Annotated in this window: 14 protein-coding genes; 13 read left to right on the top strand and 1 reads right to left on the bottom strand. The window is 66.0% G+C overall.

The features are described 5' to 3' along the window. Nucleotide 1 precedes the first annotated feature (1 nt). The 13 genes from pcaH (at nucleotide 2) to tuf (ending at nucleotide 12,289) form a co-directional block, all read left to right on the top strand. Complete coding sequence (pcaH, locus tag N2K98_RS13460; protein ID WP_370646367.1) at nucleotides 2-826, top strand: protocatechuate 3,4-dioxygenase subunit beta; 825 nt, start codon at nucleotides 2-4, stop codon at nucleotides 824-826. Next, complete coding sequence (gene pcaG, locus N2K98_RS13455) at nucleotides 826-1,392, top strand: protocatechuate 3,4-dioxygenase subunit alpha (protein ID WP_255796987.1); 567 nt, start codon at nucleotides 826-828, stop codon at nucleotides 1,390-1,392. The genes pcaH and pcaG overlap by 1 nt, the downstream gene beginning before the upstream one ends. A gap of 2 nt (nucleotides 1,393-1,394) precedes the next feature. Further along, entirely contained in the window at nucleotides 1,395-2,810 is a 1,416-nt protein-coding gene (locus N2K98_RS13450; RefSeq protein ID WP_255796988.1) for a lyase family protein, read from the top strand. Next, nucleotides 2,807-3,619 carry an alpha/beta fold hydrolase gene (locus tag N2K98_RS13445; RefSeq protein ID WP_255865009.1) on the top strand — a complete coding sequence of 271 codons (813 nt, stop codon included), beginning with the start codon at nucleotides 2,807-2,809 and terminating at the stop codon, nucleotides 3,617-3,619. The genes N2K98_RS13450 and N2K98_RS13445 overlap by 4 nt, the downstream gene beginning before the upstream one ends. A 52-nt stretch (nucleotides 3,620-3,671) precedes the next feature. Then, nucleotides 3,672-4,028, top strand: coding sequence for a 4-carboxymuconolactone decarboxylase (gene pcaC / locus N2K98_RS13440; protein ID WP_146361690.1), 357 nt, complete (start codon nucleotides 3,672-3,674; stop codon nucleotides 4,026-4,028). A gap of 58 nt (nucleotides 4,029-4,086) precedes the next feature. Next, nucleotides 4,087-5,286 (top strand): thiolase family protein, encoded by a 1,200-nt coding sequence (locus tag N2K98_RS13435; protein ID WP_255865010.1) that lies wholly within the window; start codon nucleotides 4,087-4,089, stop codon nucleotides 5,284-5,286. A 32-nt stretch (nucleotides 5,287-5,318) separates the two neighbouring features. Beyond that, nucleotides 5,319-6,002: a 3-oxoacid CoA-transferase subunit A gene (locus N2K98_RS13430; RefSeq protein ID WP_255796991.1), complete on the top strand. Its 684-nt coding sequence runs from the start codon at nucleotides 5,319-5,321 to the stop codon at nucleotides 6,000-6,002. Continuing rightward, on the top strand, nucleotides 5,999-6,664 hold the full coding sequence (locus N2K98_RS13425; protein ID WP_255865011.1) for a 3-oxoacid CoA-transferase subunit B: 666 nt from the start codon (nucleotides 5,999-6,001) through the stop codon (nucleotides 6,662-6,664). The genes N2K98_RS13430 and N2K98_RS13425 overlap by 4 nt, the downstream gene beginning before the upstream one ends. 20 nt (nucleotides 6,665-6,684) lie before the next feature. Next, nucleotides 6,685-7,467: an IclR family transcriptional regulator domain-containing protein gene (locus tag N2K98_RS13420; RefSeq protein ID WP_229950001.1), complete on the top strand. Its 783-nt coding sequence runs from the start codon at nucleotides 6,685-6,687 to the stop codon at nucleotides 7,465-7,467. Between the two features lie 340 nt (nucleotides 7,468-7,807). Further along, entirely contained in the window at nucleotides 7,808-8,182 is a 375-nt protein-coding gene (rpsL, locus tag N2K98_RS13415; protein WP_146361060.1) for a 30S ribosomal protein S12, read from the top strand. 1 nt (nucleotide 8,183) lies between these two features. Further along, nucleotides 8,184-8,654 (top strand): 30S ribosomal protein S7, encoded by a 471-nt coding sequence (rpsG, locus tag N2K98_RS13410; RefSeq protein ID WP_146361062.1) that lies wholly within the window; start codon nucleotides 8,184-8,186, stop codon nucleotides 8,652-8,654. 110 nt (nucleotides 8,655-8,764) lie between these two features. After that, on the top strand, nucleotides 8,765-10,879 hold the full coding sequence (gene fusA / locus N2K98_RS13405) for an elongation factor G (RefSeq protein WP_255764885.1): 2,115 nt from the start codon (nucleotides 8,765-8,767) through the stop codon (nucleotides 10,877-10,879). Nucleotides 10,880-11,098: 219 nt separating this feature from the next. Next, nucleotides 11,099-12,289 carry an elongation factor Tu gene (gene tuf / locus N2K98_RS13400; protein WP_227918747.1) on the top strand — a complete coding sequence of 397 codons (1,191 nt, stop codon included), beginning with the start codon at nucleotides 11,099-11,101 and terminating at the stop codon, nucleotides 12,287-12,289. A gap of 74 nt (nucleotides 12,290-12,363) precedes the next feature. Here the strand turns inward: tuf and N2K98_RS13395 are convergent, their stop codons facing one another. Continuing rightward, entirely contained in the window at nucleotides 12,364-14,376 is a 2,013-nt protein-coding gene (locus tag N2K98_RS13395) for an oxidoreductase (protein WP_255865012.1), read from the bottom strand. Between the last annotated feature and the right edge of the window lie 6 nt (nucleotides 14,377-14,382).

The following is a 14,382-nucleotide window of genomic DNA, read 5'->3' as shown; positions in this document are numbered from 1 at the left end:
CATGGAAATGGAAGAGAACCTTTTCTCGAACAGCCATGTCATCGAGAAGCTGGACGCGGCCGAGGCCTCGCAGGACCAGATCTCCGCTGAAATCGCCGCGGTCCACGCCGAGTACTCCAAGGGGGTGGACGACGGCGCCGCCGAGGAAACCCAGCCCCGCATCGACTTCCGGCCCTACCGCAGTTCCCTCCTGCGCCACCCCACCAAGGATCCGCACCACGTGGACCCCGAAACCATTGAGCTGTGGTCCCCGGCATTCGGCCACCAGGACGTCCATGCGCTCGAGAGCGACCTGACCATCCAGCACAACGGCGAGCCGATGGGGGAGCGGATCATCGTCCGCGGCCGCATCCTCGACGGTGACGGGCATCCGGTCCGCAACCAGCTGGTGGAAATCTGGCAGGCCAACTCCGCCGGCCGCTACATCCACAAGCGCGACCAGCACCCGGCTCCGCTGGACCCGAACTTCACCGGCGTCGGCCGCTGCATCACCACCGATGACGGTTCCTACGAGTTCACCACCATCAAGCCCGGTCCGTACCCGTGGAAGAACCACTACAACGCCTGGCGGCCGGCACACATCCACTTCTCGCTTTTCGGCACCGACTTCACCCAGCGCATGATCACCCAGATGTACTTCCCCGGGGATCCGCTTTTCGCGCTGGACCCGATCTACCAGTCGATTACCGACCCCAAGGCACGCGACCGCCTCGTGGCCACGTATGACCACAACATCACCTCGCACGAGTGGGCCACCGGCTACAACTGGGACATCGTGCTCACCGGCAGCAACCGCACCTGGATGGAAGACGAGGACGCAGAGTAATGAGCGAGCAGAAGCTAACCGCCACGCCCGGCCAAACCATCGGCCCCTTCTACGGCTACGCCCTCCCCTTCGAGAAGGACAACCAGCTGCTGCCCCCGGGCATGCCCGGCAGCGTCCGCCTCCAGGGCACCGTGACCGACGGCGCCGGAGAAACCATTCCGGATGCCCTGCTGGAAATCTGGCAGGCCGACGCCGACGGCAATATCCCGCAGCGGACCGGATCGCTGGTCCGTGACGGCTACACCTTCACCGGCTGGGGCCGCACCGCCGTCGACAACGTCGGCAACTACACCTTCACTACGGTCAACCCCGGTCCCACGGAAGAGGGATCGGCACCCTTCATTTCATTCGTCATCTTTGCCCGCGGCCTGCTCAACAAGCTGCACACCCGGATGTACCTGCCGGATGACGAAGAGGCGCTGGCCCGCGACGCCCTGCTGTCCTCGCTGCCGGAGGACCGCCGGCGCACCCTGATCGCCACCCGTGAAGCCGACGGCGGACTCCGCTGGAACATCTGCCTGCAGGGCGAGGACGAAACCGTCTTCCTCACCTACCCCGGGGCGTAACCGTGGGCGCAGCGGACAGTGCGGACTACGGCCTGCTTTCCCCGGCCTGGGCGGGAACGCCGGTCGCGGAACTGACCGGAGACCGACAGCTGCTCCAGGCCCTCCTGGACGTGGAACTCGAATGGGTGCGCGTGCTTGCGTCGGCCGGCCTGGCCGATCCGGAGGCTCCTGCCGCGGTCGCCGCCGTCAGCGATGCCTCCCGGTACGACGCCGCGTCCCTCGCCGAGCGGGCGCAGGGCGGCGGCAATCCCGTGATTCCGCTGCTGGCCGACCTCCGGACCCAGGCACGGGAATCTTCGCCGAAGGCCGCGGCCGCCATCCACCGCGGAGCCACCAGCCAGGACATCATGGACACCGCCCTGATGCTGCTGGCCCGCCGCGCCCTGGAAGTCATCCTGGCGGATGCCGACCGGGCCGCCGCTGCCCTGGGGGCTACCGCCCGGCGCCACGCCGCGACCCTGTGCGTGGCCCGGACCCTGACCCAGCACTCGCTGCCCTCCACCTTCGGCCTGCGCGCCGCCCAGTGGCTGCACGGGGTGGGCAGCGCCGCGCAGGGACTGCGTACCGCCGCCGACAACCTCCAGCTGCAGTGGGGCGGCGCCTCCGGAACCCTTGCAGCGGTTTCCCTGGCCGCCGCCTCCGCTGACCCCGGTGTGGAACGCCCCACCGCCTTCGACCTCACCGCACGCCTGGCACGCGGCCTCGGCCTGGCCGAGCCCCTGGCGCCGTGGCAGACCAACCGGCTGCCGGTGACCGCCCTCGGCGCTGCACTGCAGGACTTCACCGCCGCGGCCGGGAAGGTTGCCAACGACGTCCTGCTGCTCAGCCGGCCGGAAATCGGGGAGGTCTCCGAACCCCGCGCCGCCGGACGCGGAGGATCCTCCGCCATGCCGCAGAAGCAGAACCCCGTCCTGTCCGTCCTGATCCGCAGTGCGGCCCTGGCAGCACCGGGCTACGGCATGCAGCTGAACGCCGCTGCGGCCGCCGCGGACGATGAACGGCCCAGCGGCTCCTGGCACGTGGAATGGCAGGCCCTGCGCTCCCTGCTGCGCCTCGCCGGGGGAGCGGCCGCCAAGCTGGCCGAACTGGCCGAGGGCCTGCAGATCCACCCGGAGGCGCTGACCCGCAACCTGGAATCCGCCGGGCCGCTCGTGGTCAGCGAGAAAATCATGGCCGTGGCCGCCCCGCTGCTTGACGACGGCGTGCCCGGACGCGGCAAGGAAATCATCGCCGACACGGTGGCCCGCTCGCTGTCCTCCGGCGAGCCCTTCGAAGAGCTGCTGCGTGCTGCGGTCCCGCCGGAGGTCCTTTCCGATGCGGAACTCAAGAACATCCTCGACCCCGCCGAATACCTAGGGGAGGCCACCGCCCTCATTGAGCGGATCACCGCTGCCTACCCCGGAAAGCCCTCAGCATGAGTATCCCCGCTATTAAGGCCTCCCGCCTTTCCAACGCCGGCCCCGCGGCCCCGGTCCTGATCGCCGGCCCGTCGCTGGGCACAGCGTCCATGCCGTTGTGGAGCCGGGCCGCGGCAGCCCTGGACACCTTCACCGTCATTGCCTGGGACCTGCCCGGCCACGGCGCGAGCCCCGCTGCAGGCGAATCCTTCAGCATCGCGGACCTGGCCGCCGCAGTCGCCGCGATGGTCACGGGAGCCCGCGATGCCGGAGACATTCCCGCAGATGTCCCGGTTTTCTATGCCGGAGTATCGCTGGGCGGCGCCGTCGGGCTCCAGCTCGCCCTGGACCACGGGGCGCTGTTCGACGGCGTGGCCGTCCTCTGTTCCGGCGCCAAGATCGGCGAAACCGGAGCCTGGGAGGAACGCGCTGAAACGGTGCGCGTCCAGGGCACGCCCACCCAGGTCGTCGGCTCCGGGCAGCGCTGGTTCGCTCCGGGCTTTATGGACCGTGAGCCCGCCGCTGCCGCCGCCCTGCTCCACTCGCTGCAGGACGCGGACCGCTTCTCCTACGCCCTCTGCTGCCGGGCACTGGCGACCTTCGATGTCCGCGGACGGCTGCCGGACATCACGGTCCCCGTGCTCGCTGTCGCCGGCGCCGAAGACGTCGTCACCCCGCCGTCGTTCGCGCAGCTCATTGCCGACCGGGTGGCCAACGGAACCGCCGCCGTCGTCGAAGACGCAGCGCACCTGGTGCCGGTGGAGCAGCCGGCCGTTACCGCAGAACTGCTGAAGGACTTCTTCGGCGCCCAGTACCTCGAAGGGAAATAACCCAGTGATCGCAGACGCCAACAAGAGCCGGCAGGACGTATACAACGAGGGCATGGCGGTGCGCCGCGAGGTCCTCGGAGCCGAGCATGTGGACCGCGCCAACGCAGGCAAGGACGAGTTCACCACCGACTTCCAGGACCTGATCACCCAGTACGCCTGGGGCACCATCTGGACCCGGCCGGGCCTGCCGCGCACCATGCGCAGCGCCATCACCCTGACGGCGCTGATCGCCCACGGCCACCTGGAGGAGTTCGCCATGCACGTCCGGGCAGCGCTGCGCAACGGGCTGGACCGGGACGAGATCAAGGAGATCGTATTGCAGTCCGCCATCTACTGCGGCGTCCCCTCCGCCAACTCCGCCTTCAAGGTGGCCCAGGGCGTCTTCCGCGAGATCGACGCCGCGGCCTGAGCCTCAGTCCGTCCCAACTGCCACTTCCAGTTTTCGCTTTCCAGTTCAAGGAGCACCGGTGAACCAGGCCTATATCTACGACGCAGTCCGCACCCCCTTCGGCAAATTCGGCGGAGCCCTCGCCGGCGTCCGCCCGGACGACCTGGCCGCCCAGGTCCTGAAGGCTTCCGTGTCCCGGGCGCCCGGCCTGGACCCCGAGCGGATCGACGAGGTGGTCTTCGGCAACGCCAACGGCGCAGGCGAGGAGAACCGCAATGTCGCGCGGATGGCCACGCTGCTGGCCGGCCTGCCCACCTCGATCCCGGGCACCACGGTCAACCGGCTCTGCGGCTCGTCCCTCGACGCAGCACTGATCGCGTCGCGGCAGATCAACACCGGCGAAGCGGACCTGATGCTCATCGGCGGCGCCGAGTCCATGAGCCGTGCGCCCTGGGTGCTGCCCAAGAACGAGAAGCCGTACCCCGCCGGAGATCAGACCCTGGCCTCCACCACGCTGGGCTGGCGGCTGGTCAACCCGGCCATGCCGAAGGAATGGACCGTCTCCCTCGGTGAGGCCACCGAGCAGCTGCGCGAGAAGTACGGCATCACGCGGGAACGCCAAGATGCGTTCGCCGCAGCCTCGCACGCCCTCGCCGCAAAGGCGTGGGACGAGGGCAAATACGCGAACCTGACGGTCGCCGTCGACGGCGTGGACCTGGACCGGGATGAAAGCATCCGCGCCGGCTCCACGGTCGAGAAGCTGGCCACGCTGCGCACCGTGTTCCGGCCGGCGTCGGAGGACGTCTCCGGCGGCACCGTCACCGCCGGCAACGCTTCCCCCCTGAACGACGGCGCCTCCGCGGCCTGGCTGGGCAGCGAGAACGCCGCCGGCATCCTCGGCCTGGACCCGCTGGCCCGGATCGCCGGCCGCGGCGCTGCAGCCAACGAGCCGCAGTACTTCGGTTACGCCCCGGTGGAAGCAGCCAACACAGCGCTGAAGCGGGCCGGCATCAGCTGGAGCGACGTCGGCGCCATTGAGCTCAACGAGGCCTTTGCAGCCCAGTCCCTCGCCTGCCTGGACGCCTGGGATGTCGACCCGGCTATCGTCAACGCCTGGGGCGGCGCCGTCGCCATCGGCCACCCGCTCGGAGCCTCCGGCACCCGCATCCTCGGCACGCTGGCCCGCCGGCTGCAGGAATCGGGTGAGCGCTGGGGCGTGGCCGCCATCTGCATCGGCGTGGGCCAGGGCCTCGCCGTCGTGCTCGAAAACGCCAACTGAGAATCCAGCAACCGAAGACGTAAGGAAAAACCGTGCTCAACATTGTGCAGGACGTTGATGAGGCCGTTGCGCCCATCCACGACGGCGCCACCGTCATGATCGGCGGGTTCGGCCGGGCCGGACAGCCCGTGGAGCTCATCGAGGCGCTGCTGCGCCAGGGCGCCAAGGACCTGACCGTGGTCAACAACAACGCCGGCAACGGAGAACAGGGCCTGGCCGCCCTGATCGGTGCCGGACGGGTGAAGAAGATCATCTGCTCCTTCCCGCGTCAGTCCGACTCGCAGATCTTCGACGCCAAGTACCGCGCCGGGGAAATAGAACTGGAACTGGTGCCCCAGGGCAACCTCGCCGAGCGTATCCGCGCCGCCGGCGCGGGCATCGGCGGGTTCTTTACTCCCACCGCTTACGGCACCCCGCTGGCCGAAGGCAAGGAAACCCGGATGATCGACGGCCGCGGCTATGTCTTCGAAACCCCGCTGCACGCTGACTTCGCACTGGTCAAGGCACTGCGCGCCGACAAGGCAGGGAACCTGGTCTACCGGAAGACCGCCCGGAACTTCGGTCCGATCATGGCCGCCGCTGCGAAGACCGCAATTGTGCAGGTCCGCGAAATCGTCGACGTCGGAGAAATGGACCCCGAAGTCGTGGTCACCCCGGGAATCTACGTCAACAGCCTGGTCCGCGTGGACCGGGAGAAAGCGCCGGCTGCAGCATGAGCAACAGAACCGAAAAGCTGGGCAAGAACGACCTCGCTGCGCTGGTGGCGGCCGATATTGCCCCCGGGTCCTTCGTGAACCTGGGCATCGGCCAGCCGACCCTGGTCTCCAACTACCTTCGGCCCGAGCAGAACATCACCCTGCACACCGAAAACGGGATGCTGGGTATGGGCCCCGAAGCCACCGGGGAAGAGGTGGACCCGGACCTGATCAACGCCGGAAAGATTCCGGTGACCGAACTGCCGGGTGCTGCCTACTTCCACCATGCCGATTCCTTCGCGATCATGCGCGGCGGACACCTGGACGTGTGTGTCCTGGGCGCCTTCCAGGTCTCCGCCTCCGGGGACCTGGCCAACTGGCATACCGGTGCACCTGATGCCATCCCGGCAGTGGGCGGCGCCATGGACCTGGCCACCGGTGCCAAGGACGTCTACGTCATGATGTCGCTGTTCACCAAGGAAGGCCTCAGCAAACTGGTGAAGGAGTGCACCTACCCCCTCACCGGCGTCGGATGCGTTACCCGCGTCTACACTAATGAAGCGGTCTTCCTGCTGAAGGAGGACGGCGTCCACGTCCGCGACACCTTCGGAACCACGTTCGAGGAACTGGCGGCAAAGATGGACATCCCGCTGATCCGCTCCGCGGCCGACAGCCAGCAGTAACCGAGAACAAAAGGGGACATGTGAGCGAGACGGCATCGGCCAGCGACCAGTTCGTACAGTCGCTGGCCCGCGGCCTGACGGTGATCCGGGCCTTCGACGCCGACCACGTGCAGATGACCCTGAGCGAGGTATCGCGCCGAACCGGACTGACCCGGGCCACGGCCCGCCGCTTCCTGCTCACCCTCGTGGAACTCGGCTACGTACGCACGGACGGGCGGACTTTCGAACTGACCGCCCTGGTCCTGCAGCTGGGGTACTCCTACCTCTCCGGCCAATCCCTGCCCCAGCTCGCACAGCCGGTGCTGGAGGACCTGTCCAGGGAAATCTCGGAGTCGACGTCGGCCTCGGTGCTGGACGGCGACGAGATCGTCTACATCGCCCGGATCCATACCCGGCGGCTGATGACCGTGGGTATCAGCGTGGGGACCCGGTTCCCGGCCTACGCCACCTCCATGGGCAGGGTCCTGCTGGCAGGGCTCCCCGAGGACCGGTTCGACGACTACCTGTCCAAAGCCAGCCTGAGTCCCTTGACGGAGCGCACGGTCACGGACCCGGACCGGCTGCGTACCCTCGTGGCGCGGGCACGGGAACAGGGCTGGGCCATCGTGGACCAGGAGCTGGAACTGGGCCTGCGCTCCGTGGCCGTTCCCGTCCTGGACCCTCGGGGAAACGTGGTCGCGGCCCTGAATACGTCGATGCAGGCAACCATGGGGCTTACTCTGGAAGAGGCGGCCGCACGAGTGCTGCCGCACCTGCAGCAGGCTTCGGCCACGATTACCTCGGCCCTGAGTGCCCGCAGCTAGTGACGCTGCTCGCACTTTCGTCCGGGAGTCGTTAAGTCTGCTAGACTGAAAACCAATTGTTTGTGTGGCAGTGGATGAAGGCCGCTCGCGTGCCCTCCGTGGAGAGATACTCGGAGGAATGCATTCCGTAAGGAATGGGCGGGCCTGTTTCCGGGTTGCGGGGTCCTTGCGCAACGAATGCCACACTTTTGCACGCCTACGGTCGCTTTCGGCGAGAATACGGAACTTCTCGGGGCATTGCGGCAACGACTTGAAGCGCGCCGCCCCTTTAGTTGGTTTCAGCCGGCAGCGGGGCGGGGCAACCAGAGAATTATCTCGAGAAAAAACGGAGAACACGAAAGTGCCTACGATTCAGCAGCTGGTCCGCAAGGGCCGCTCACCCAAGGTCTCCAAGACCAAGGCTCCTGCCCTCAAGGGCAGCCCGATGCGCCGTGGTGTCTGCACCCGCGTTTACACCACCACCCCGAAGAAGCCGAACTCGGCTCTGCGTAAGGTTGCTCGTGTCCGCCTCAACGGCGGCATCGAAGTAACCGCTTACATCCCCGGTGTGGGTCACAACCTTCAGGAACACTCCATCGTGCTGGTGCGCGGCGGTCGTGTGAAGGACCTTCCCGGTGTCCGCTACAAGATTGTCCGCGGTGCCCTCGATACCCAGGGTGTCAAGAACCGCAAGCAGGCTCGCAGCCGCTACGGCGCGAAGATGGAGAAGAAGTAATATGCCCCGCAAGGGTCCGGCCCCCAAGCGGCCGCTCGTACTGGATCCCGTCTACGGCTCCCCGCTGGTCACGCAGCTGATCAACAAGGTTCTGGTAGACGGCAAGAAGTCCACCGCAGAGCGCATCGTTTACGGTGCACTTGCAGGCGCTCAGGAGAAGACCGGACAGGATCCGGTTGCAGCCCTGAAGAAGGCCATGGACAACATCAAGCCGAGCCTTGAGGTCAAGTCCCGCCGTGTTGGCGGCGCTACTTACCAGGTTCCGGTCGAGGTCAAGCCGGGCCGTGCAACTGCACTGGCGCTGCGCTGGCTGGTCGGCTACTCCAAGGCCCGCCGCGAAAAGACGATGACTGAGCGTCTGCGCAACGAAATCCTGGACGCTTCCAACGGTCTTGGTGCAGCTGTGAAGCGCCGCGAGGACACCCACAAGATGGCCGAGTCCAACAAGGCCTTCGCCCACTACCGCTGGTAATACGCCAAGCTGACGGCAGCCGTTGAAGGCCCTGTGGCCCGCATTTGCGGGCCGCAGGGCTTCAGCCGGATAAGCGCCGTTGACGGAAGCAACCAAAAAAGGGAGAAACCGTGGCACTTGACGTGCTTACCGACCTGAATAAGGTCCGCAACATCGGCATCATGGCCCACATTGATGCCGGCAAGACAACCACCACTGAGCGCATCCTGTTCTACACGGGTGTCAACCACAAGATCGGCGAGACCCACGACGGTGCGTCCACGATGGACTGGATGGCACAGGAGCAGGAGCGGGGTATCACCATCACCTCCGCAGCTACCACGTGTTACTGGGACAACAACCAGATCAACATCATCGACACCCCGGGTCACGTTGACTTCACTGTCGAGGTTGAGCGGTCCCTGCGCGTCCTCGACGGCGCCGTTGCTGTCTTCGACGGCAAGGAAGGCGTTGAGCCGCAGTCTGAGACTGTCTGGCGCCAGGCCGACAAGTACGACGTTCCGCGTATCTGCTTCGTCAACAAGATGGACAAGCTGGGCGCTGACTTCTACTTCACCGTAGACACGATCATCAACCGCCTCGGCGCCAAGCCGCTGGTCCTCCAGCTGCCGATCGGCTCCGAGAGCGAATTCGAAGGCGTCGTCGACCTCCTCGAAATGCGTGCACTCACCTGGCGCGGCGACGCCAAGGGTGACGTGACCATGGGCGCCAAGTACGAAATCGAACCGATTCCCGCAGAACTGCAGGAAAAGGCCGAAGAGTACCGCGCACAGCTCGTCGAGACCGTTGCTGAAGCCAGCGACGAACTGATGAACAAGTACCTCGAAGGCGAAGAGATCAGCATTGCCGAGCTGAAGGCCGGCATTCGTAAGCTGACCATCAACTCCGAGGTCTACCCGGTTCTGTGTGGCTCTGCCTTCAAGAACCGCGGTGTGCAGCCGATGCTGGACGCCGTCGTCGACTACCTGCCCAGCCCGCTTGACGTCCCGAACATCAAGGGCCACGACATCCGCGACGAAGAGGTCATCCTCGAACGCGCCGCTGATGCCAACGCTCCGTTCTCGGCTCTGGCATTCAAGGTTGTGACGCACCCGTTCTTCGGCCGTCTGACCTACATCCGCGTGTACTCCGGTCACGCTGCTTCCGGCGCCCAGGTCATGAACGCGACCAAGCAGAAGAAGGAGCGCATCGGAAAGCTCTTCCAGATGCACGCCAACAAGGAAAACCCGGTCGAGGAAATCACGACGGGCCACATTTACGCCGCCATCGGCCTGAAGGACACCACCACGGGCGATACCCTGTGCGACCTTCAGGAGCCGATCGTGCTGGAATCCATGAGCTTCCCGGAGCCCGTGATTTCCGTGGCCATCGAGCCGAAGACCAAGGGTGACCAGGAGAAGCTCTCCACGGCCATCCAGAAGCTCTCCGAAGAGGATCCGACCTTCCAGGTCTCCCTCGACGAAGACACCGGCCAGACCATCATCGCCGGCATGGGCGAGCTCCACCTGGACATCCTGGTGGACCGCATGCGCCGCGAGTTCCGCGTCGAGGCAAACGTGGGCAAGCCCCAGGTTGCCTACCGCGAAACGATCCGCCGTGCAGTCGCCAAGCACGACTACACGCACAAGAAGCAGACCGGTGGTTCGGGTCAGTTCGCTAAGATCCAGATCGCCATCGAGCCGCTGGATACGTCCGACGGCACGTTCTACGAATTCGAGAACAAGGTCACCGGTGGTCGCGTTCCGCGCGAATACATCCCCAGCGTTGACCAGGGTATCCAGAGCGCGCTTACTGACGGTGTGCTCGCCGGTTACCCGGTTGTCGGCATCAAGGCCACGCTGCTTGACGGCGCGTACCACGACGTCGACTCCTCGGAAATGGCGTTCAAGATTGCCGGACGGCAGGCTTTCAAGGAAGCCGCACGTATGGCAAGCCCTGTCCTGCTCGAACCGCTGATGGATGTTGAAGTCCGCACCCCTGAGGAATACATGGGTGAAGTTATCGGTGACATCAACTCCCGTCGCGGCCAGATGCAGTCCATGGAAGATGCAGCCGGCGTAAAGGTCATCCGGGCACACGTCCCGCTGTCCGGCATGTTCGGCTACATCGGCGACCTGCGGTCGAAGACCCAGGGCCGCGCCGTGTACTCCATGTCCTTCAACAGCTACGCCGAGGTCCCGAAGGCAGTTGCCGACGAGATCATCCAGAAGACGCGCGGCGAGTAAAACTTGGAGGGTGGACCGGTTCACGCCGGGCCACCCACCGTGTGCGGTCGGTCCGGGCTTCGGCCCGGACCGGGCGCATAGCCAGACTGAGCGGCCTTCCGAGGCTGCTGCGGAAATCGGCAATTTCATCAAATAAACAGCCCCAAGTAGACTTACATCAGTTTCAGTTGCGAAAAGCGCGGCTGGAGATTGAGTCTTCTAACTCTCTAGGAGGAACCCGTGGCGAAGGCAAAGTTCGAGCGGACTAAGCCGCACGTCAACATCGGCACCATTGGTCACGTTGACCATGGAAAGACGACGTTGACCGCTGCCATTTCGAAGGTGCTTGCTGACAAGTACCCTGATCTGAATGAAAAGCGCGATTTCGCTGCTATCGACTCTGCACCTGAAGAGCGCCAGCGCGGCATCACCATCAACATCTCGCACATCGAGTACCAGACCGAGAAGCGCCACTACGCACACGTAGACGCCCCCGGCCACGCTGACTACATCAAGAACATGATCACTGGTGCAGCTCAGATGGACGGCGCAATCCTCGTGGTTGCCGCTACCGACGGTCCGATGGCACAGACCCGCGAGCACGTCCTGCTCGCCCGCCAGGTTGGTGTTCCCTACCTGCTGGTCGCACTGAACAAGTCCGACATGGTTGACGACGAAGAACTGCTCGACCTCGTGGAAATGGAAGTTCGCGAACTGCTGAGCTCCCAGGACTTCGACGGCGACAACGCTCCCGTCGTCCGCGTTTCCGGCCTGAAGGCTCTCGAAGGCGACCCCAAGTGGGTTGCAGCCGTCGAAGAGCTCATGGAAGCCGTTGACAACAACGTGCCGGACCCCGTTCGCGACAAGGACAAGCCGTTCCTGATGCCGATCGAGGACGTCTTCACGATCACCGGTCGTGGAACCGTCGTCACGGGCCGCGCCGAGCGCGGTACCCTCGCCATCAACTCCGAGGTCGAGATCGTCGGCATCCGTCCGGTCCAGAAGACCACGGTTACCGGTATCGAGATGTTCCACAAGCAGCTTGACGAAGCATGGGCCGGCGAGAACTGTGGCCTGCTGCTCCGCGGTATCAAGCGCGAAGACGTAGAGCGTGGCCAGGTTGTCGTGAAGCCGGGTTCCATTACCCCGCACACCGACTTCGAAGCCAACGTCTACATCCTGTCCAAGGATGAAGGCGGACGCCACAACCCGTTCTACTCGAACTACCGCCCGCAGTTCTACTTCCGTACCACGGACGTAACCGGCGTCATCACCCTCCCCGAGGGCACTGAAATGGTTATGCCCGGCGATAACACTGAGATGACCGTTGAGCTCATCCAGCCGATCGCTATGGAAGAGGGCCTCGGCTTCGCTATCCGCGAAGGCGGCCGCACCGTTGGATCAGGCCGCGTCACCAAGATCATCAAGTAATTTGATGGTTTAGCCTGAACCTCATCGGTTCTTAGCAGGGCCCCGTTGCTTATGGCAGCGGGGCCCTGCTGCTTTTAAGCCGGAGTCCGTCCTCCGGTTCGTGCCGGCTCGAGTAAGCGCGCCACGGTGGTGCCGGCCGCCAGCCCCTGTTCGAAGGCACGGACAGCGTTCAGGCCCGAGGCGTCCAGGGCACCGCCGATCACCGTACAGGGGATGCCGAGGGCGCCCAGCTGGAACTGGAGCGGGTTGTGCGGGACCTGCCCGGCAGCCAGGACGACGGCGTCAGCCGGCAGGACCGCCGTCGTGCCGTCCGCGTTCCGGACGCGAAGCCCGAGGGGGGTCACTTCCAGCGGCGTGGTTCCAGCGAGGGTCCGGACACCGGCAGCGCGGATTTCCTGAAGCACAGCCCACCGCGTGGACGGGCCGATGCCGTGACCGATCCGGGACCCCCGGCGCATTATGGTTACGTCCCTGGAACCGCCTGCCGTCCCGCCGGCCGCCCCGGTATCCGCCAGGAGGCGGGAAAGGTCCACTGCAATGCCGCCGGCACCGATGATGACTACCTGTCGGCCCAGCCGGGCCGGGTCCGCGAAGGCCTGCCGGTAGTCCAGCACGGGGAGCAGGCCGGTGCCCGGCAGACGGACGGTTCGAGGCCGGACACCCGTGGCCAGCAGGACGTGTGCATAGCGGGCCAAGTGCGCGGCCTCGGGGGCGGTGCCCGTCAGGACGCGGACGCCGAGCCGCGCCAGTTCATGGGTGAAATAGCGGATGGTCTGCAGGAAGTCTGCCTTGCCCGGCACCTTGCCGGCCAGCCGGAACTGCCCGCCGATGGAGCTGTCCTGCTCATAGAGGTCCACGGGATGTCCCGCCTGCGCCACCGTTGCGGCAGCCTGCATCCCCGCCGGACCGGCTCCCACTACGGCGACCCGGACGGGGGCACCGCCCCGTCGCCGGGGCGGCCGTAGCGGAAGCGGAAATTCTGTTTCGCGGCCGGCCCGCGGGTTGACCAGGCAGGAGACAGGTTCGGCTCCCAGGGAACGGTCGATGCAGGCCTCGTTGCAGGCGATGCAGGTGTTGACGAGGTTCGACTCGCCGCGCCGGGTCTTGTCCACGATTGCCGGGTCGGCGAGGAAAGGGCGGGCCATTGAAACCAGGTCCGCGTGTCCGGCGGCAAGGGCACGCTCCGCAAGCTCCAGCGAGTTGATCCGGTTGCTGCCGATGACCGGAACGGGCACTCCCGCAGCCGTCAGGGCCGTGCGGATCCCCCCTGCAACTTCCATCCAGCGGCCGTGCGGAACCAGGCCCTGCACGGACGGCACCCCTGACTCGTGCCACCCGATGCCGATGTTGACCGCATCGGCCCCCTCCCGGGCCAGTGCCACCGCCAGGGCTGCAGATTCTTCCCGGGAGCTCGATCCGGCGACGAAGTCGGCACCCGATGTCCGGTAGATGACCGGATAGCCGGGCCCAACTGCGTCCCGGACCGCCTGCAGCACCGCCAGTGGAAAAGCCTGCCTGCGGTGCGGATCCCCGCCCCAACGGTCCTGGCGCAGGTTGGTCAGGGGCGAGGCGAACTGGTTGATCAGGTAACCTTCGGACCCCATGATCTCCACCGCATCGAAGCCCAGGGTGCGGGCGGCAGCGGCACCCGCAGCGAAGTCGGCAAGCGTGTCCTCGATCTGCCCCGGCGTGAGCGCGCGGGGCAGAGCGCGTGAAAAGTCGGAATACACCTCCGACGGCGCGGCAGGACGCAGCCCGTACGTGCTTTCCCGGGCGTAGCGTCCCGCGTGGAACAACTGAAGGGCGAGCCTGCCGCCCGCATCATGCACCCCATCGAGCATCGGGGAGACCCGGGCGGCGGCTTCGGGCTCATTGATCAGCAGGTAGTTGGGCCCGCCGGCGCCGGCGCGGTTCACTGCCGCGCCCCCCGTGACGATCAGCCCGGCGCCGGCGGCCGCCCGTTCGCCGTAGAACGCGGCCAGGGCACGTGGGTCATCCTCCCGGTTCAGGTGCATTGACCCCATGATGATCCGGTGGTCCAGCTTCAGCCGCCCGAGGGAAACGGGGGAGAAGACCCGGTCAAGCATGTCGGT

Source organism: Arthrobacter jinronghuae (assembly GCF_025244825.1).
Taxonomy (GTDB): Bacteria; Actinomycetota; Actinomycetes; order Actinomycetales; family Micrococcaceae; genus Arthrobacter_B; species Arthrobacter_B jinronghuae.
This window is presented reverse-complemented; position numbering and strand designations above follow the sequence as displayed.